20 protein-coding genes are annotated in these 18,269 nt (G+C 64.8%); 9 read left to right on the top strand and 11 right to left on the bottom strand.

All coding sequences use genetic code 11. The features are described 5' to 3' along the window. Window positions 1-554 (top strand): CoA transferase (locus VNW74_RS30880; RefSeq protein WP_325684034.1); only part of this gene is annotated, 554 nt, incomplete at its 5' end. On the opposite strand, the gene VNW74_RS30875 is transcribed toward VNW74_RS30880, so the two are convergent. The 7 genes from VNW74_RS30875 to VNW74_RS30845 form a co-directional block, all read right to left on the bottom strand. Next, a complete protein-coding gene (locus tag VNW74_RS30875; RefSeq protein ID WP_325684032.1) occupies window positions 545-1,414 on the bottom strand; it encodes an ArgK/MeaB family GTPase in 870 nt (289 codons plus the stop codon). The two genes, VNW74_RS30880 and VNW74_RS30875, sit on opposite strands and share 10 nt — an antisense overlap. Window positions 1,415-1,451: 37 nt before the next feature. Beyond that, entirely contained in the window at window positions 1,452-2,168 is a 717-nt protein-coding gene (locus tag VNW74_RS30870) for an enoyl-CoA hydratase/isomerase family protein (protein ID WP_325684030.1), read from the bottom strand. Window positions 2,169-2,217: 49 nt separating this feature from the next. Continuing rightward, window positions 2,218-3,147 carry an alpha/beta fold hydrolase gene (locus tag VNW74_RS30865; protein ID WP_325684028.1) on the bottom strand — a complete coding sequence of 310 codons (930 nt, stop codon included), beginning with the start codon at window positions 3,145-3,147 and terminating at the stop codon, window positions 2,218-2,220. Further along, the gene (locus tag VNW74_RS30860; RefSeq protein ID WP_325684026.1) at window positions 3,093-4,205 is read right to left on the bottom strand and encodes a cytochrome P450; all 1,113 of its coding nucleotides are present in this window, start codon (window positions 4,203-4,205) and stop codon (window positions 3,093-3,095) included. The genes VNW74_RS30865 and VNW74_RS30860 overlap by 55 nt, the downstream gene beginning before the upstream one ends. Before the next feature lie 94 nt (window positions 4,206-4,299). Then, the gene (locus VNW74_RS30855; RefSeq protein ID WP_325684024.1) at window positions 4,300-4,836 is read right to left on the bottom strand and encodes a cupin domain-containing protein; all 537 of its coding nucleotides are present in this window, start codon (window positions 4,834-4,836) and stop codon (window positions 4,300-4,302) included. After that, on the bottom strand, window positions 4,833-5,558 hold the full coding sequence (locus VNW74_RS30850) for a 2-keto-4-pentenoate hydratase (protein ID WP_325684022.1): 726 nt from the start codon (window positions 5,556-5,558) through the stop codon (window positions 4,833-4,835). The genes VNW74_RS30855 and VNW74_RS30850 overlap by 4 nt, the downstream gene beginning before the upstream one ends. Before the next feature lie 14 nt (window positions 5,559-5,572). Further along, window positions 5,573-6,397, bottom strand: coding sequence for a 2-keto-4-pentenoate hydratase (locus VNW74_RS30845; RefSeq protein WP_325684020.1), 825 nt, complete (start codon window positions 6,395-6,397; stop codon window positions 5,573-5,575). Between the two features lie 123 nt (window positions 6,398-6,520). Between VNW74_RS30845 and VNW74_RS30840 the strand changes: the two genes are divergently transcribed. The 4 genes from VNW74_RS30840 to VNW74_RS30825 are packed head-to-tail and all read left to right on the top strand — an operon-like array spanning window position 6,521 to window position 10,087. Then, window positions 6,521-6,931: a nuclear transport factor 2 family protein gene (locus VNW74_RS30840; RefSeq protein ID WP_325684018.1), complete on the top strand. Its 411-nt coding sequence runs from the start codon at window positions 6,521-6,523 to the stop codon at window positions 6,929-6,931. After that, a complete protein-coding gene (locus tag VNW74_RS30835; RefSeq protein WP_325684016.1) occupies window positions 6,928-7,743 on the top strand; it encodes an alpha/beta hydrolase in 816 nt (271 codons plus the stop codon). Before VNW74_RS30840 ends, VNW74_RS30835 begins: the two co-directional genes overlap by 4 nt. Before the next feature lie 8 nt (window positions 7,744-7,751). Further along, on the top strand, window positions 7,752-9,041 hold the full coding sequence (locus VNW74_RS30830; protein ID WP_325684014.1) for a Rieske 2Fe-2S domain-containing protein: 1,290 nt from the start codon (window positions 7,752-7,754) through the stop codon (window positions 9,039-9,041). Continuing rightward, window positions 9,038-10,087, top strand: coding sequence for a 2Fe-2S iron-sulfur cluster-binding protein (locus tag VNW74_RS30825; RefSeq protein ID WP_325684012.1), 1,050 nt, complete (start codon window positions 9,038-9,040; stop codon window positions 10,085-10,087). The genes VNW74_RS30830 and VNW74_RS30825 overlap by 4 nt, the downstream gene beginning before the upstream one ends. 18 nt (window positions 10,088-10,105) lie before the next feature. On the opposite strand, the gene dmpG is transcribed toward VNW74_RS30825, so the two are convergent. Both dmpG and VNW74_RS30815 read right to left on the bottom strand, forming a co-directional pair. Beyond that, window positions 10,106-11,140, bottom strand: coding sequence for a 4-hydroxy-2-oxovalerate aldolase (dmpG, locus tag VNW74_RS30820; protein ID WP_325684010.1), 1,035 nt, complete (start codon window positions 11,138-11,140; stop codon window positions 10,106-10,108). Next, window positions 11,137-12,063: an acetaldehyde dehydrogenase (acetylating) gene (locus VNW74_RS30815; RefSeq protein ID WP_325684008.1), complete on the bottom strand. Its 927-nt coding sequence runs from the start codon at window positions 12,061-12,063 to the stop codon at window positions 11,137-11,139. Before VNW74_RS30815 ends, dmpG begins: the two co-directional genes overlap by 4 nt. 40 nt (window positions 12,064-12,103) lie before the next feature. On the opposite strand from VNW74_RS30815, the gene VNW74_RS30810 reads away from it, so the two are divergent. Continuing rightward, complete coding sequence (locus VNW74_RS30810; RefSeq protein WP_325684006.1) at window positions 12,104-12,856, top strand: IclR family transcriptional regulator; 753 nt, start codon at window positions 12,104-12,106, stop codon at window positions 12,854-12,856. Here VNW74_RS30810 and VNW74_RS30805 read toward each other — a convergent pair. Next, window positions 12,853-13,134 carry a YbaB/EbfC family nucleoid-associated protein gene (locus VNW74_RS30805; protein WP_325684004.1) on the bottom strand — a complete coding sequence of 94 codons (282 nt, stop codon included), beginning with the start codon at window positions 13,132-13,134 and terminating at the stop codon, window positions 12,853-12,855. The genes VNW74_RS30810 and VNW74_RS30805 overlap by 4 nt on opposite strands. Window positions 13,135-13,219: 85 nt before the next feature. Between VNW74_RS30805 and VNW74_RS30800 the strand changes: the two genes are divergently transcribed. Continuing rightward, on the top strand, window positions 13,220-14,023 hold the full coding sequence (locus VNW74_RS30800) for an SDR family oxidoreductase (RefSeq protein WP_325684002.1): 804 nt from the start codon (window positions 13,220-13,222) through the stop codon (window positions 14,021-14,023). Between the two features lie 21 nt (window positions 14,024-14,044). Here VNW74_RS30800 and VNW74_RS30795 read toward each other — a convergent pair whose 3' ends face one another. Continuing rightward, on the bottom strand, window positions 14,045-15,631 hold the full coding sequence (locus tag VNW74_RS30795) for a class I adenylate-forming enzyme family protein (protein WP_325684040.1): 1,587 nt from the start codon (window positions 15,629-15,631) through the stop codon (window positions 14,045-14,047). Between the two features lie 259 nt (window positions 15,632-15,890). Between VNW74_RS30795 and VNW74_RS30790 the strand changes: the two genes are divergently transcribed. Continuing rightward, entirely contained in the window at window positions 15,891-16,841 is a 951-nt protein-coding gene (locus VNW74_RS30790) for an NAD(P)-dependent oxidoreductase (protein ID WP_414686826.1), read from the top strand. Then, window positions 16,838-18,103: a cytochrome P450 gene (locus VNW74_RS30785; protein WP_325683998.1), complete on the top strand. Its 1,266-nt coding sequence runs from the start codon at window positions 16,838-16,840 to the stop codon at window positions 18,101-18,103. The genes VNW74_RS30790 and VNW74_RS30785 overlap by 4 nt, the downstream gene beginning before the upstream one ends. Window positions 18,104-18,269 lie beyond the last annotated feature (166 nt).

The raw sequence follows: 18,269 nt of genomic DNA, 5'->3' as shown, positions 1-18,269 counted from the left end.
CCGCGCTGGGTCTGCTGGCCCAGATCGTATCCGGGCGCGGCGGCCAAATTGAGGTGTCACTGCGCGACGTGATGCTGTCGCAGCTGAACTACCGGGCATCGGCGTATCTCAACGAGGGAATCGAGCCGCAACGCCTGCCGCTGGGTGCCCACTCGTATTACGTTCCGGCCCAAATGTTCCCGACGGCCTGCGGCTACCTGGCGTTGTTCATCACCCACGACGGGTTTTGGAGATTATTCGCCGCGGAGGCGGGCATCGAGGGCTTTCCCACGATGTCCGAGCGCGCGGCGCGTCGCGACGAGGTCCTCACAGCGGTGACCGCGGTCCTGGCCTCCGACACCGCTGCCGGCTGGGAGTCGCGCCTGCGCCCGCTGGGGGTTCCGGCGGCGGCGGTTCGCACGCTACCGGAGGCGTTGGCGGCCACACCGGAAGCCGTCGTGCAAGCCGGTCGGTTCCGGTTGGTCCGCAGTCCCATTCAGGTTGCCGGTTACCAACCCACCTACGGGCCGCCGCCGCGGCTGGGCGAGCACGCTGGCTCGCCGGATCATGTGTGAGAAAAGGTGATGAGTCGGTTCGCCGCGGCGTAAGCGTCAGTGCGCCCGTCAGCGACCGATTCCGCCAGTGCGGCCAGATCCGGATGTGCCTGCAATCGGGTGTGGGCCAGGGACAGAATCTGGGCGCGCGCCCGAGCGGTCCGGCGCGCGAAGCTGTCGGCGCGCTGGTGGGAATCAATGGCGGCCACCAGATCAGTCACTCCATCACCTTGGGCGGCAACAAGTTTGAGGATCGGTGCTTGGATCTCGGCTCGGAGATCCCTCACGGTCTGCTCGGCCCCGTCTCGGTCAGCCTTGTTGACGACGACGATGTCGGCTACCTCAAGCAGGCCGGCCTTGGCTGCCTGCACGGCGTCGCCCGTGCCGGGATTGAGCACAACGATGGTGGTGTCGGCAACCGCAGCGACTTCGATCTCAGACTGCCCAACTCCCACCGTTTCTAACAGGACCATGTCGTAGGCCAGCATGCCCAACAGGCGGATGGCCGCGGGGACCGCGGCGGCCATCCCGCCCAGGTGGCCGCGGGTCGCCAGTGAGCGGATCAGCACATCGGGATCGTTGATGTGTGCGGCCATTCGGATGCGGTCGCCGAGCAGCGCGCCACCGCTGTAGGGCGATGACGGGTCGACAGCCAGGACTGCAACGCGTCGGCCCTGCTTGCGGTACACCCCGATGATCGCCGCGGCAGTGGTGGACTTGCCCGCGCCAGGCGGCCCGGTCAGGCCAACCACCCGGGCCGACGATGCGCCAACAGCCGCCAGCACTTCTTCTCGGCCACCGTTCTCGATAAGGCTCAGCAATCGCCCGGTCGCACGAGAGGATCCGTTCTGCGCGGCGTCGATAAGATCTGCAACATTCATCGTCCGGTGCCGCCGATTGGGGCGCTCGATCATCGAATCACTTGGTGCGCTTCATCACTCGGTCCGCCGCACGCCAATGCTCGTCGGCGATCCAGAGCTTGGCGAATGCGGCGACCGCTTCGTCCGCGGAAACCCCGGTCAGCACACGCTTGATTTCAGCCGCCGGCGCCACACACAGCGACCGGGCCACTGAACGCCACCTGTCCTCGAATGTCGACCGCGGTACTACCACATCGATGAGCCCAAACCGTTGAGCTTCGGCTGCGTCGAGCACGGCTCCGCTGCCCGCCAGCAGCAACGCTCTACCTCGTCCAACCAGATCGGCGAGTCGTTCCGCGCCGCCCCAGGCGGGCATGATCGCCAAACTTACTTGATTAAAGCCGATTTTGATGTCGTCGGCGGCAACCCTGATGTCCGCAGCCACCGCGACCTCGGCCCCGCCGCCGAGGGCATGCCCATTGAGTGCGGCGATGACGGGGCCGGGGAAATCGGCCAGCCGATCGCAGATCGAGCGCATCCGCGAGGCCATCGCAACGGCTTGATCCTCGCTCCTTAATGCGCTGAGTTCCTTGAGATCGCCGCCCGATACGAAAGCCCGATCGCCGGCGCCACGGATGACCAGCGCCAGCGAGCCTTCGGCCGCGTCGATGGCCTTCTCGAGTTGGTCCATGGTGTGCGGCGCGATGGCATTGCGCGCATGCGGGCGATCAATCGTGATGACCGCCAAGCCTTGATCGAGTTCGAGATCAACCATGGCCGGTTCTCGGGTAAGCGGAAGGGTTGTCTGACAAGCGATATCGCATCTAGGCGACCACGCGGTTGAGGAAATCGATCATCCAGGCATTGACCTCGTCGGGCTTTTCCCATTGCGGCCAGTGACCGGCACCCTCGAGGAGGTGAACCTCCGCGTCGGGGATGGAGTCGATCGCGGGTTTGACGGCCTCGAAGCTCTTTCCGGGATTGTGATCGGTCCAGACGACCAGGGTTGGGCATTTGATCTGGGCCAACGTGTGGTCGTAGTAGTCGGTGTCGCCGAAGGCAGCGCGGTTCATCTGCAGCACGGTCTTCATGACCTTCACCATGGTGTGGGTCATGCCGGGCTGGGAGTACACCTTCAACCGGATCTGCACCATCTCGTCGGTGATGCTGGTCGGGTCGTAGACCAGCCACTCAAGGCGGCGCCGCACGGTCTCCGCGGTGAAGTTCTGCGCCAGCTGTTCGGTTCGTGCTTCGATATCGGCGAGGTCGGCGAGGCCCTTTTCGTCAGGGCGCGCCAGGATGCCCGTATTCAGCGACAGCGCGCGAACCTTATCGGGGTACTTCAGTGCCGTCCAACAGGCCACCCCGCCGCCGAGCGACTCTCCGGACAAAAATGCCTTCTCGGCGCCGATGGTGTCGATCAGCGCGGCGACGTGGTCGGCGAAGACGTCCATCGTGTAGTCGCCGTCAATCTTGTCGGTGTAACCGTGACCGACCATGTCGATGGCCAGCACGCGGAAGTGCCGGGACAACGGACCGATGTTGCGCAGGTATGTTTCAGCGTGCCCGCCGGTGCCGTGCAGCAGGATCAACGGGTGGCCGCTCCCGGCCTCCAGGGCGCGAGTGCGGATACCGTTGACGTTGTAGTAGTTTTCGGCTATCCCGGTGCCCATGACGTGGCACCAGGCGGTGGGCACATTCACCATGCCACCGGCAGTGATGTCAGTGTCCGGAAGAACTGATGGTCGCTCCATTTTGCTTCTCCTGATGATCGGATGCTGGGAACGCGGACCAGCAACGCAGTGAGTAATTCTGTGGATTCCAGCCGTGCCAGTGCGTGTCCCAGGCAGTAGTGGGCACCGAAACCGAATGAGATGTAGTTGTTGTCGGTGCGGTGAATGTCGAATCGCTCGGGGTCGGCAAAGTAGGCGGGGTCTCGGTTGGCCGCCGCGAGGGCAACCGCAACGGTGTCGCCCTTCTTGATCGTCTGGCCGCCGATTTCCAGGTCCCCGGTTGCCACCCGCGGGAGCGGCATCGGGGCCGGGCTTTCGTAACGCAGCAACTCGCCTATCGCCGCCGGCAGCAGCGAGAGGTCAGCGATCAACTCATCGAGCTGGTCGGGGTGCTGCAGCAGGACATGCACGGCGTTGCTGACAAAGTTTGACGTGGTTTCGAACCCGGCATGAAGGAGTTCGATGCTCATCGCGACGAGCTCGTGCTCGGCGAGCACGCCGTCTTCGGGTTCTTCGGCCCGGATGAGCTTGGTCAGCAGGTCCTCGGCCGGAGCGGAACGTCGTTCGGCGATGCGCTCGCGAATGTACGCAGTGGTGGCGCGGGTCGCCTCGTTGGCCGCCGCCCGGGCGTGCTCGACATTGGCGCCGGGTGGTGGTTCGACCATGGCCTCTGACCAAGCCAGAAACTTCGGCAAATCGCCTTGCCTGATGCCGAGCATCTCGGTGATGACTTGCGCGACAACAGGGTAGGCGTATTCGCTGACCAGGTCCATGTGCCCGGTCGGCAGGATCTGATCGAGGGTGTGATTGGCGACCTCGGCGATGCGATCCCGCCAACCCGCGATGCCGCCTCTGGTGAAGGCATGCGATACCAGTCGCCTAAGCCTGGTGTGTTGGGGCCGGTCGTTGTAGAGCATCTTGGAGGTGATGATCTGTCGTGCCGCGGGATCATCGACAACAAGGTGCTTGAGTCCGGCCTCACGCCGACTCAGCAATTCGTCGTTGCGCAGCGCCTCGCTGGCGGTTTCATAGCCGGTGATGAGCCACACGCCGTTGTCGGCTTGGATAACCGGGGACACGGCGCGTACCTCTGCAAAAAAACGATATGGATCCCGCCGGAACGCGGGGTCGGTGAGGTAGCGGGTGGCGTCGCCGGCCAATGTGGTTGATGCATTAGACGTTTCCAGCGTCATCGTCAGCCCTTTCCCGATGGTGTTCTGAGGAATCGTTGTTGTCGGCCGGGGTGTCCCCGTGGGCGGCCGGCGTCGTGCCGACCACCAGGACACCGAGCACGGCGGACTCGGCGCCCGAGTTTTGCCATCGATGTGTGGTTCCGGTCTGGACGAACGCGTCACCGGGCTGCAGAACCGATGAGCTGCCGTCCTCCATCTCCAATGTGACGGTGCCGCGCAGCACGAAGCCGAAATCGACGGTGGCGGTCGCGTGCATCGGGGTGGATCGGTCGCCATCGGGCGGGATGACCAATATCCACATGCGAAGGCCGTTGAATCCCGGGAAGAGACCACTTCCGGGATCGCTGCCATCCCAGGTTCCGAGAAGCTGGTCGGTTTTCCACAGCTGGCTCAGCCCACGCCCGCTGGCGAGGGTGACAAGGTCGTGACGCTGGTCGTTGGCGATCATCGATTCACCCGTTGTGCCGCAGGCGGTTTCGATGACCCGCCAGCTCAGCAAATCAAGCGGGCGCGTCATGATACGACCTCGCCCAGTCGATCGGCGGCCACTGAGATACCGACGCGGCCGAGGCGGGAAAAATTCGCGTCGACGGTCATCGCAGGCCCAAGCGCAACCGCCGGAGTGATACCGCCGGTGAAGACCAGCCGGCCGGCGCTGAGTGTCCCGCCCTCCTGGCGGGCGAGGTCGTTGGCCACGGACGCGATCGCATCGGCGGGGTGGCCCAATACGTTGGCCGGACACCCCGACGATGCCGCCTCGCCGTTGACCTCCATCACCACGCCTAGCAGCGACAGATCCAATCGGCGCCAATCCGCCAGCGCGTCACCCACCACGAAGTGTGTGGCCATGGCGTTGCCCGCGATCATGTCGGCGGCCGAGGCGGGCGGGCGTTCGCTACGTGCGGGCAGTTCGATGCCGGGGCGGATCGCCGCGGTCGCGTCTAGGACATCGCGCCTGGTGATGCCCGGCCCGGCAATATCTTCGCCGAGCTCGAAGACCAGTTCGGCTTCCGCGCGCAAGCGCGAGCCCTGCGCGGCGTCGATGACTGCGCCGTCCGGGATTTCCATTGTGTCGGTCAACCATCCCCAGATGGGTCGATCGGTGCCCATCCGGGCTTGCGCATCGGGGGAGGTGAGCGCGATCTTGATGCCGATCACCCGCATACCATCGTTCAGGTAGCGCGCGATCAGCTTTTGGCGCGCCTCAGCCGCCTGCGTGTATGCCGCGAGCATCGTCATTGGTGTGCGTGTCCTTAGTCGAAACGGGTTGTCACAGAGCCGAGTACGTCAAAGTCGGCACGAACCGTCTGTTGTGTGGCGACGTCGCAGGCGCGGGTGCAAGACCCTGGCAGGATGACGTGACCGGCGTCAAGGGTCACGCCGAATCGGTGCACCGTGTTGGCCAGCCACGACACCGCGGTGGCCGGATTGCCCAGAACGGCACCGGAGGCACCGGTCGCCACCACGCGCCCGTTTTGGCGCAAGCTGGCCCCGATGGTGCGCAGGTCCAGCCCGTCCAGCGACGTGCGCTGACCGCCGAGTACGACGCGGCCCGACGAAGCGTTGTCGGCGATGGTGTCGGGCAACCGGATGTCCCAGTTCAATATCCGGCTGTCGATGACCTCCAGCGCGGGGCAGACGAACGCCGTGCAGCGCAGGACGTCGGCCACCGTACAGCCGGGCGCCGGCAGCGCCTCGGCAAGGACGAACGCGATCTCGACTTCGACCCGCGGCGCGCACAACGCCGACGTCGTGATCGGTGTGTTCTCGGCGACGAACATGTCCGATAACAGGTGCCCGTAGTCGGGTTCGTGGGTCTGCATCATCTGCTGCATCACCCGCGACGAGAGGCCAACCTTGTGCCCGCGCACGACTGCGCCGTCGCTGACGCGACGCTGAACGTTGACCAACTGGATCTGATAGGCGTCGGCCGTCGATATCCCGGGAAACTGGTGTCTGAGCGGCGAAATGGGCCGGCGATCGAGCTCGGCGAGATACAGGGCGTCAGCGGCCAGTGTGTGCTCAGCTTGTGTTAGCGCGCCGCCGACCTGCGCAGCGCCCGGAGTTGTGAGGACCATCGCTAGCTCAGCGCTCCTTCACCTGGCATGTCGTGGCCGACTGCGCGAGGATAAGACCCTCGTGCCTGACTAACAGATATGATATCGTAGAAGCCTCGACCCTGCCAAGCTAATGGAGTAGATGTGTCCACATCGGTGGCGGTCTCTGACGGTGGAGACGCGCAGCAATCAGACGAGCTCAACCTGATTTTCGCCTTCTTTACCGCCTTGTCGGAAGGACGGTACGCCGACGCGCAGGCTCTGCTGGTGCCGCAGGCGAACTGGTGGGTGCTGCATAAGCGCGGATACGTGGACCCGGCGATCTGGTTCTCCGGGCTCGCTCAGATGTTTCCTGAGGGGCTTCAGTTCGAAGTCGAAGGCGCCACGGTGGAGGGCCCGCGGATCGCAGTGCGCGCGGCAGCGCGCGGTACGACGGTGACCGGGCGCGAGTTCGACAACGCCTACCACTTCCTGTTCGAGGTCGGGGCCGGCCGCATCTCCGCCGCGTGGGAGTACGGCGACACGTTGCACGCCGACCGCGTATTCCGAGGATGACGCTGGAATTTGAGCGCCGCGCGACTATCGTCGCCCGCGACGGCGAGAACATCTACGCCGAGGCCACCGGCGCTGGCGAGCCGATCGTCTTCTGCCATGGGCTTGGCGGCAATCACGCGATCTGGTGGCGGCAGGTCGGGGTGTTCGCCCAGCGGTACCACGTGATTACCTGGGATCAGCGCGGCTTTGGCAACTCGACGGCACACAGTGGACGCACGGGGATCGATGAGGCCGCCGGCGACCTCATCGCCGTCCTGGACGCCCTGCAGATACGCCGGGCCCATTTGGTCGGTCAGTCGATGGGTGCGTTCGTCGCGTTGCGGGCGGCCCTGAACCACCCCGACAGGGCCATCTCTCTGGTGCTGTCGACGACCCTGGCCGGCGCCGATCCGAGCCACACCCGCGCATTGCAGGCCGCGGTGCCCGATCGTCCACGCCGCGACCGCCACCCGGTCGTGTCCGCCGACTTCAGCCGCTCGGAACCCGATCTGGTTGTGCTGTACAACCTTATCTCCAGCTTCGGCACCAAACCGCCGGTGGGTGAGATGGTCGAGGCCATGGCCAGTCACCGGTTCGGTGACGAGGAGCTGGCCTCACTTGCGCTACCGACGCTGTTTCTCGCTGCGGCCAACGACCAGTTCTGCCCGCCGTCGGTTATGAAAACCGCTGCCGCCCGTATCCCCGGCGCGGTGGTCGAGGTGCTCCCGGACGCCAGCCATTCGGTGTATTACGAACAGCCAGGGACCTGGACAGACGCGGTGCTGAAGTTTGTCGAGAGCTCGCACACACGATATAATATCGGAAAGTGCTAGGAGGCGTGATGGCGATCAATGAGCAGGCTCCCCCGCGCAGCACCCGGGACGCCGAGACCGCGGCCCCCAGCCGGCAAAACCCGCCGACAGGAAGCGCCGGCGCGCGGCGCCCCGGCGGCCTGGGGTTACGCGACCGCATTCCCGAACTTGGTCTGACGGAGTACTGGTACCCGGCCATCGCAAGCCGGAAAGTACCTTCCCGCAAGGGAGTTCGGCGCACCATCCTTGGCTGCGAACTCGTCTTCTTCCGAGGGTCACGCGGCGATGTGGTCGCCCTGAGCAACTGGTGTCCACACCGCAACGCCTCCCTGGCTCACGGCAAGTGCCTGTTCGCGGGCACCATTACCTGCCCGTATCACGGCCTGACGTTCGACGAGCACGGCACGGCGAAGGCGTTCCTCGGTGAGGGCGCCCGGTCGCGCTACATCGGCAGACGCGGGGCAAACGCCCGCGCCTACCCGACGAGAACACTCAAGGGACTGGTGTTTGTGTGGATGGGCGAATCCAGCCCCGCGTCGATCGAGGAGGACGTGCCACCAGAATTCTTCGACGACAAGGCCCTCGTGTTGCATTCGCAGCAAAAGTGGAAAGCTAATTGGCGTCCCGCGTTGGAAAATCTTCAGGATTCCCATGCCTTTTATGTGCACAAAAACTCGTTAGAGGTCCTCAGTCAGGACACCGCGGGGTTGAATTTGCTTTTGCACATGGGACCGGAGCGTCCGCCGACCAAGATCGTCAACGGCCGCGCATTGGTCTTCGAGAACACCCGATTTTTCGACTTTCAAGACTCACAGCAGGGGCGCAAGACATCGATTGAACGCGCCGAGTTCCAGGAGACCTATCCCGAGCTCGGCAACGCCAAGTTCCCGAAGACCAAGGCCAGGCTGCATTTGGCGCGGGTGATGGGGTTCTTGCGCCGACACTTGCGGCCACAGCGCGACTGGTTGGTCAACGACGAAGAATGGTCGTTGGGCGTGCACCTGCCCACCACGTTTCGCTTTGACTATCAGACTCACGTGTATTCCCGGGCGGTAACTCCGCGCAATGCCGAGGAAAGCTGGGTGTTCTACTACAACACCTCCTACCCGAAGACTCGGCTGGCCAGATGGTACCGGCGCCTGAATTACGCCGTGTATTACAACTGGAAACAGAACCACAATTTTTCCGGCCAGGACAAGAAAGTTGTCGAGCAGCTCAGCTACAACGAGCCGCAGGAAAAATTCTCCTCGTCGGATGCATTCCCACTGGCCTACCGGTTACTGGTCGCCGAGAACAGTCGCGGAGTCAAGACGCCATGACGACCACGACCGATTGGAACCAGGACCAGATGGAAGGAATTGGTGAAGTGCAACCCGTCCTCGCCGACACCGACGCGGGCCTCGACGTTGATCCTCAGCACACGATGCGACTGCGTGTCGAACGCATCGAGCGCGCGGCCGACAAAGCCCTTTTCCTGACTCTGGTCGATCCGGACGGGGCGGCGCTGCCCGGGTGGGACGCCGGCGCTCACCTGGAGTTGCACCTCCCGTCGACGCTTCGGCGCCAGTACTCGTTGTGTGGCGACCCGGCCGACAGGCACTCCTATACGGTAGCGGTGCTGCGCGTCGATGACGGCCGCGGCGGATCCATCGAGATCCACGACACCGGCCTGGTGGGCCGCACCCTCGAAGTCCGCGGCCCCATCAACAATTTCAGGCTGGTGGACGCCGATTCCTACCTGCTGCTCGCGGGTGGCATCGGCATCACCCCGATCATGGCGATGGCGCGCGCGTTACACCGGCGTGGCGCCGCGTGGCGCCTGGTATACGGCGCGCGGTCTGCGGCCGCGATGGTGTTCACCGCCGAGCTCTCCGCTCTGTCCGAAAACGTGAGCCTGATAACCGATGACGTCGAGGGGATTCCGGACTTCGCCTCGTTGATAGCCGCCCAGCCCGCCGGTACCGCCGTCTATTGCTGTGGACCCGAACCGATGCTGCGTGCGGTCGAACAAATCTGTGCCGCCACTCCGTCGATGACGCTGCACATCGAGCGGTTCTCGCCGTCGGGGAAGTTCTCGCCGCCTCCGGTGGGCGGGGAGGCGGCGTTTGACATCGAACTGAGGCGTCGCGGAATTGTCCTGCACGTCGGCCCCGACGACAACGCGCTCGATGTGGTGCGCGAAGTCGTTCGCAACCATCCTTATTCGTGTCACGAAGGCATGTGCGGATCGTGCGAAGTGTCGGTGCTCGGCGGCAAAGTCGACCACCGCGATGACGTCTTGAGCGACGAGGAACGTGCCGCCAACGACGTGATGATGCTGTGCGTAAGTCGGGCTTTATCCGATCGACTGGTCATCGACCTGTAAAGGAGATTGGCAGCGGCCTCACACCGACGCCGGCTGGCGGGCCATCTCGATGGCGATGTCGATGATCATGTCTTCCTGACCACCGACGAGCCCCAGCTCGCCGCACCGGCGCAATATGTCATGGGCCGCAACACCATAACGCTGCGCCGCGTGTTCGGCGTGAAGCAGGAAACTGGAATACACACCGGCCCAGCCCTGCACAATGGCGTTGCGGTCCATCTTCGGCCAGCGCGGCAAGTATGGCCGCACGATCTCCTCGGCGGCATCGAGCAAGGCCGCCACATTCACCCCGGTCTCGACGCCCATGCGATCGAACAACGCGGCCAAGACCTCAGTGGGGGAGTTGCCTGACCCGGCGCCCAGCGCACACAGCGAACCGTCGATCTGCTTGACACCCGCCTCAACGGCGAGCGCCGAGTTCGCGATTCCTAACGACAGGTTCTGATGTCCGTGATACCCGACCCAGGCATCGTCGCCGAGCTCGTCGATCAACGCCTTAAACCGTGCACTGGCCTCGTGCATCAACAGCGCGCCGGCCGAATCGGTCACATAGGCGCACTGGCAGCCGGCGTCGACCATGATGCGGGCTTGCGCGGCCAGCTCTTGTGGGGAGGTCCGGTGGGCCATCATGAGGAACCCGACCGTTTCCATGCCGAGCTCTCGGGCAACGGTGAAGTGTTGCACCGAGACGTCGGCCTCGGTGCAGTGGGTTGCGATGCGCACGATGTCGGCCCCGGCGTCATGGGCGCGCCGTAAGTCTTTAACCGTCCCGATGCCCGGCACTAGAAGTGCGGCGATGCGTGCCCGGCCGGCGGCTGCGCGCGCCGTTGCGATGAGCTCGATTTCATTGGTGCGGGAGAATCCGTAGTTGAACGATGAGCCGCCCAGGCCGTCACCGTGGGCAACCTCAATCACCTCGACACCCGCCGCGTCGAGGGCGCTTACCGTGTCACGTACCTGCTCGGCGGTGAATTGGTGGGACATCGCGTGGCTGCCGTCGCGCAGTGTGGTGTCGGTGAGCCGGATGTCGTGTCTGATGATCGGGCGGCTCATGCGGATGCTCCTTGGGTTGCCGCGGCTTGTTTGGCCCTTGCCATGAGTTCACCGACGCGCGCCGCGGCAGCGGTCATGATGTCCAGATTCCCGGCGTAGGGCGGCAAGTAATCGCCGTTGCCTTCAACCTCGAGAAACACCGCGACACGTCCGCGTCCCGACCAGCTCTCGCGCGGCTCATCGAACTGTGGATCGGCGCGCAGCTTGTAGCCGGGGACGTATTGCTGTACGTCGCTGACCATTTCGTGAATGGACTGTGCTACCGACGCGTGGTCGGTGTCGGGCGCGATCGCGCAGAAGACCGTGTCGCGCATGATCATCGGTGGCTCGACGGGGTTCAGGATGATGATGGCTTTGCCGTGGTCTGCGCCGCCGACGTCGATCACCGCCTGGCTGGTGGTCTCGGTGAATTCGTCGATGTTGGCGCGGGTGCCCGGTCCGGCCGACCGTGACGATACCGACGCCACAATTTCGGCATAGGGGACGGGTGTGACGCGTGACACCGCGGCCACGATCGGAATCGTGGCCTGTCCGCCGCAGGTGATCATCGAAACGTTAGGTGCCCCGATGTGGTCGGCCAGGTTCACCGGGGGACACACCATTGGTCCGATGTGTGCCGGGGTGAGATCCACGGCCTGAATGTCAGCCTCGGCGTAGCGTGGCGCGTTGGTCGCGTGCGCACTGGCGGAGGTGGCCTCGAACACCAGCTCGGGCAACGGATCTTGGCGCAGCAACCAGTCGACCCCGCCGGCGGAGGTCTCGACCCCGTGCGCGCGGGCTCGCCGCAAGCCCTCCGACTCGACCACACCCACCATGTAGGCGACTTCGACGCAGTCCGAGCGGCGCAGCTTTGCCAGCAGGTCGGTTCCGATATTGCCTGGGCCGACGATCGCGGCGGTTACTTTGCGGGATGTGTCCGTCACGAAGTTGACTGTGACATCGTATCGCGAGAATGTGGTAGCCATGTGTTCCGCTGTCCGGAACGAGCCGGCCATCTCGATGCTGGATCGTTCGGCAATGCTGTTGCTGGCCTTCCGGCCGAGCGGCGGGGCGATGACGCTCGCGGATTTGTGCCGGGCGACGGGTATCCCGAAGGCCACGGCCCATCGTCTGGTCGCCGAACTCGAGAAATGGGGCCTGCTCGAACGGTCGGGCCGGCGGCTGCGGTTGGGGATGCGGCTGTTTGAACTCGGCCAGCTGGTACCGAGGCAACGTGATATCGGTGAGATCGCCGCCCCTTATCTCGCCGATCTGTTTGAAGCCACCAGAGAAACCGTGCATCTAGCAGTTCGGGACGGCCTGGAGGTCGTCTACGTGCAAAAGCTGGCGCGGCGGGGCAGCCCGCGGGTGGGCTCGCGCGTGGGCGGCCGGATGCCCATGCACTGCACCGGGGTCGGCAAGGCCCTGCTGGCGTTCAACCCAAGGGCGCTGACTGCAGCGGTGATCGCCCAGGGGTTGGTGCGGCTGACTCCGCGCACGATCATCGCCCCCGGCTTGCTGCGTCAGGATCTCGCGCGGGCAAGAGCCCGCGGGTTCGCCGTGGAGCGCGAGGAGTCAACCATCGGGATCGAGTGTGTGGCAGTCCCGATCATTGACGCGGCGGGCAGCGCGGTAGCCGCCATCTCGATGACTGGCCGGGTGCATGAGTTCCACGCGCCGGCGGCCACCGCCGCGTTGCGCACCGCAGCATTGGGCCTGTCACGCGCGCTGCGCTAATCGCGATCCGGTGTGGTCGGGTGGCCGTCGGCGAACCCGGCGGCACGTGCTTTGGCGACTCGCAGCGCTTCCACCACCATGTCGCCCATGTTCGCCAGCCCGGGGGGGTCGTCACGCCGATACTCACCGGGATAGATGTGCACACCGAGCAATTCACCGGTTTCGGAGACGGTCACGGTGACCAGGCCATCGGCGGCCACGCCCTCGAAGCGCTGCGGCCGTGCGGAATGCGGTGGCCCCGTCTCCGGTGCGCACAGGTCGGGCCGGTTGTCAGCCACGATGCCTCCACAAGGAAGTGATACGACCGTACGATATGATATCATAAGTCGAACCGACTGACGCATCGACCGGAAGCTGAACATCATGGATCTTGGGATTGCGGGCAAGGTGGCCTTCGTTTCCGGGGGCAGCATGGGGATGGGGCGCACGACAGCCGAGCTGTTCGCTCGGGAGGGCTGCCGGGTCGTCGTCGCGGCGCTACCCGAGCACAAGGAATCGATCGACGAGACCGTCGGCGCAATCCAGGCCTCCGGCGGCGAGGCGGTCGGTGTGGCGGCGGATTTGACGAAGGAGGACGACGTCGACCGGGCCGTCGCGACCGCCGAGCAAGCTTTCGGATCGCGTCCCGACATCGCCGTGGCCAACGTCGGGGGGCCGGGGCAGGGCGATTTCCTCACCGTGACCAACGACGATTTCGCCAATGCCGTCCATGACATGACGATGAGCATGGTCTACCTGGCGCGTGCCGTCATTCCTCACATGCGTGAACAGCGTTGGGGTCGCATTGTCGCGCTCAACTCGGGCGCGGCTAAGGAGCCGCCGCCCGAGCTGCCCCACATCCTGGCCAACACCTCGCGGGCCTCCGTTATCCCGCTGAACAAGTCGCTATCCAACGAATTCGGGCGGGATGGCATCACGGTCAACACGATCGCGACCGGCTATATCGCGACGGCGCGTATGGAGGGCTACTACGAGAAGCTCGCCAAAACCCGCGGTGTGTCCGCGGAATCACTTGTGGAACAACTTGTTTCGTCGGTTCCCCTTCGGCGGCTGGGGTCGCCGGAAGAGATGGCCGGCGTAATCGTGTTCCTGTGCTCACAACTAGGCGGCTACGTGACGGGCCAGTTCATCGCCGTCGACGGCGGGTTTCATCGAAGCGCGTGGTGATCGGCGCCATTCCGCCCATCATCACCGGGGCGGGTGGGCAGCACGCGTCGAGGCTCTTTCGACGGTGCCGGCGTCCAGCGGGCGGTTGGCCAACTTGGACTTGATGATTCGCCCATTGACACTGGTGGGCATCTCGTCCAGCACGTCGTAATACCGCGGCATCATGTATGGGGGCAGCCTGGGCCGAAGGTAGTCGATCAGTTCGGCGACGGTAAATTCGCAGCCCTGCTTCACGACCAGAAATAACCGCACATCCTGATCGGATTCTCCATACCTACTGTGCGCACCGGATGTGTGGCCGACGCACGCGCATTCGGCGATCGATGGGTGCATGCGCACCTCTTCTTCGATCTGCCGTGGCGATATGTTGCGCCCTCGGTGTCGTATGGAGTCCGTCAGCCGGCCAATGTAGCGCAGCTCGCCCGCGCAGTCGCGAAATCGGTCACCGGTGTGAAACCAGCCACCCCGCCAGGCGTTTTCGGTCTCGGCGGGCAGATGTGCGTAGCCCGAGGCGATCGCGCCGTCGACATGGCGCACGATGAGTTCCCCGGCTTCGCCCGGAGCGACATCCCTGCCACGGGTATCAACAAGCCGGACCTCGTAGCCGCTGCTGGGGTGACCGGCGACAGCGTGGGTTGTCGGTGCCAGCGAACGCACCGCTGGGCCGATTTCAGTCATGCCGTACAGGGTCGCGATGCGAACCGCGAACCGGTCGCCGAAGGCCCGGAACTGCGGAATGAGCGGGACCATGATCATCGTGTGCAAGGGGTTGCGCCCGTCGTCCGCCCGCGGTTCGCTGTCCCATAACATCTGCCCGACGTTCAGGGCCACGGTGAGCTGACAATCGTAGTTCCGAATGTCCGACCAATAGGACTCCTGGGAAAAGCCATCGCGAACCACTAGGCGCTGACCTCGTTGTACCGCGGCCGCCAAAGCTATGAACCCGAGTGCGTGCGCGGTCGACCAGGGGCTGTAATAGCCGGAATCGCTCGGCCACACATGATCTCGGTCATCCACCACGTGTGCCGCGTAGCTCGTGAACGCGAGGTGGGACACCTCCACGGGCTTGGGCAGCCCGGTCGTTCCGGAGGTGAAGAGGATGGACTGAGCTGCGGCCGGATCCGGATCCGGCCGAGGAATCGCTTGAGCCTCGGCAAACGCTTCCGCGCGCCCCAGCAGCGCAACGGATGCCAGCGGCGTCGACGCATGACTCGCAGACTCGCGGTCGCTGACGATAACCCGCTTTAGCCCCGTCGCCGCGGACAATGCGGCCTGATTGGAGGTCAGGCAGTCCTGCAGGGTGACAAGTGTCGTTGCATGCGATGCGTTGAGCACATGAGACAGCGGGTTTCCCCGCATCAGTGTGCTGACCGGCACGTTGGTCGCCCCGAGATAGCCGCACGCCGCCTGCAAAACGAAAGCGTCGGCCCCGGTGGGCAGCATGGTTGCGACGGCTTCTCCGCGTCCGACGCCGACTCGCTCGAGCGCATCGGCACACCGCAGCGCTTCGCGGCAGAATGCGCCATAGCTGTAGGTGGCGCCGCCGATGTCGTTGAGCACCACCCGGTCAGGCGTTTTGGCGGCGCGTGTGCGAAGCAGCGAAAGCATTGATTGCACGTCGACCTCCATGTCGGTGCACACCTGGACGGCCCGCAGCGCTCATGCGGTGGCGCCGATAGAATATCGGCCCCCTTGACTGTCGATGTAACCGCGGTCAACCTCGGCAATCCCGTCTGAACGGTACTTCGGGTCGTGAGGATCGGCCCCTGAGCCACGGGCGGCTTGATTCAGGTGCGAATTGCGATATCATATCGTGTATGTTTAGGCGTAGGCATGCGAGAATGCATCGCCGAGCGGCCACGATTCCATCGCGCGCGGTGGCGCGCTGCGCGCGAGTCGCCACAACCCGCGGGGGCGTCCGATGACGCCGCGGGTGGGTTTCATCGGTTTAGGAAATCTCGGCGAGCCGATGGCCATGCAGGTCGCAAAGGCCGGCTTCGACCTGACCGTGTTCGACATTCGTCCCGATCCGATCGCACGGCTCGTCGCCCTCGGGGCGAAGGAAGCCGGCTCGATCGACACTCTGGCGATGCGTTGCGACGTCATCCTCGTCGCGGTCGTCGACGATAAGCAGGTTTCGGATGTACTGCTGGGCGGGTCGGGCTCAACCGGGGTGCTGAGGATCGCGAAGCCGGGCAGCACCGTTGTGCTGCACAGCACCGTGCACCCCGACACGTGCCGTGCACTTAACTCGACCGCTGCGGCGCGCCGGATCGACCTGCTCGACGCACCCGTGAGCGGCGGACCCCATGGTGCGCAGACCGGATCCCTGTCGATCATGGTGGGAGGCCCGGCGTCTGCGCTAAACCGTTGTCGTGCGGTGCTTCTGGCGATGGGCGATCACGTGACCCACCTCGGTGACCTGGGCGCCGGCCAGATAGCGAAGATAGCCAACAACGTCGCATTGGCCATCACCATGAGAGCGGTGCACGAGGCGCTGGCCTTCGCTCAAAGCAACGGCGTCAACCCGGAGACGATGCGCCAATTGCTCACCTGGGGCGCCGCCAACAGCTGGGTTGCCGAGAATTGGTCGGCAATCGGGAACTCCGTCGCGCACTACCAGGCCGGCGGCGCGCAGGCCCTGGCCAACCTGACGTACAAAGACCTTTCATTTGCCCTGTCCATCGCCCACGACCGCCTGCTTGCCCTGCCCGGCACCGCGGTGACCGCGCAGCTTCTGGCCGACCCGTACCGATCGGCCGAGATCTTCGTAACAACACCGCCGCAGGAACCCAACTCTGAGGACGGCCATCGATGACAACTGCGACGCCCAGCCGCACGGCGCTGCCCCGGTTTGACCCCGTGGAGCCGGCGCTATTGGGTGACCCCTACCCGATCTACGCCCGATATCGGAATGCCGATCCCATTCACTGGGGAACGGCATCAATGTCGGACCTGCCCGGGTCGTGGTACCTGTTTCGGCACCAGGACAACATCGATGTCCTGGCCGACGCTGACCGCTTCGCGAATGATCCCGCCAGCGTGGGGATGTCCCACGCGGTGCCCGAGGCATTCAAACCCATCACGCACATCTTCCAGCGCTGGCTCGGAGGCCAGGACGAGCCGGACCACCGACGACTGCGAGCGATCCTGGCCAAGGCGTTCACCCCGCGTCGAGTCTCCGCTCTGCAGCCGCGTATCGCCGCGATCACCGCCGAGCTCATCGACCACGCCCGTGCCACATCCGACGTCATCGATCTCGTCGCCGACGTCGCGTTTCCCCTGCCGATGGCGGTGGTCGGAGACGCGTTGGGCGTTCAACCACCGGACTGGCCACGCTTTCAGCAGTGGTCGGCTGACCTCAGCAACGCTGTCGACCGTGCCGGAGATCCCGCAGCCGCGGCGTTGGGCGCCGCGGCGATCAGCGGCATGGTGGAGTATTTCGCCGACGCCGTGGCGCGTCAGCGCAAAAGCCCCCAAGACGATCTGCTCGGCGCGATGGTCGCGGCGGCCGACGACGACGGTCAGCCTATGGACGAACTCGAAGTCATCGCCATCGCCACCGAGCTTGGCGTAGCCGGGCATGAGACGTCGACGAACGCGATCGCCAAGTCCATCTTGGGCCTGATGGATCAACGCGACCGCTGGGAGGAGTTGAAGACGCTCTCCGACAAGGCGTTTGACAACGCTGTCGACGAACTCATGCGGTGGAGTGCTCCCGTGCAGCGACAGCGGTGGCGGTGGGTCACCGAGGATCACATGCTCGGTGGCCGGTCCTTGGAGCGAGGTCAGTCCGTGGTGGCGATTCTCGGTGCGGCCAACCGCGATCCCGCGGTCTTCGCTGACCCCGATCGCATCGATTTCGCCAGACCGTCAGCACGACATGTGACGTTTGGGTTCGGCGTTCACTTTTGTGTGGGAGCCACCCTGGCGCGCCTGGAGTTCAAGACCGCGATCAAGGCACTACTGGAACACATGCCTGACATGGAGTTGGCGTCCTCGCCGGACGCGATCCAGTGGCGACCCAACTTCATCTTGCCGGGCCCGGTGAGTGTGCCGATACACCAGCCGGCGGCGTGATTCGAGCGGCAACGCTTCCGAACTGAGGCCGCTACCACCGGCCGGACTTCTTAGCGGCGCACCTGTTTCACGCCGGCGTGGCTTTTGCCGGTGGCGCCGCGCTGCCAGCCGCGCCCAACGATGTTGAAGGGAGCGGGGTTTGGCCCGCATGTTCGCATATTAGTGA

It is taken from the genome of Mycobacterium sp., assembly GCF_035570115.1.
GTDB lineage: Bacteria > Actinomycetota > Actinomycetes > Mycobacteriales > Mycobacteriaceae > Mycobacterium.
The sequence above is the reverse complement of the archived record's forward strand: the minus strand, read 5'-3'. Positions and strand labels throughout refer to the sequence as shown.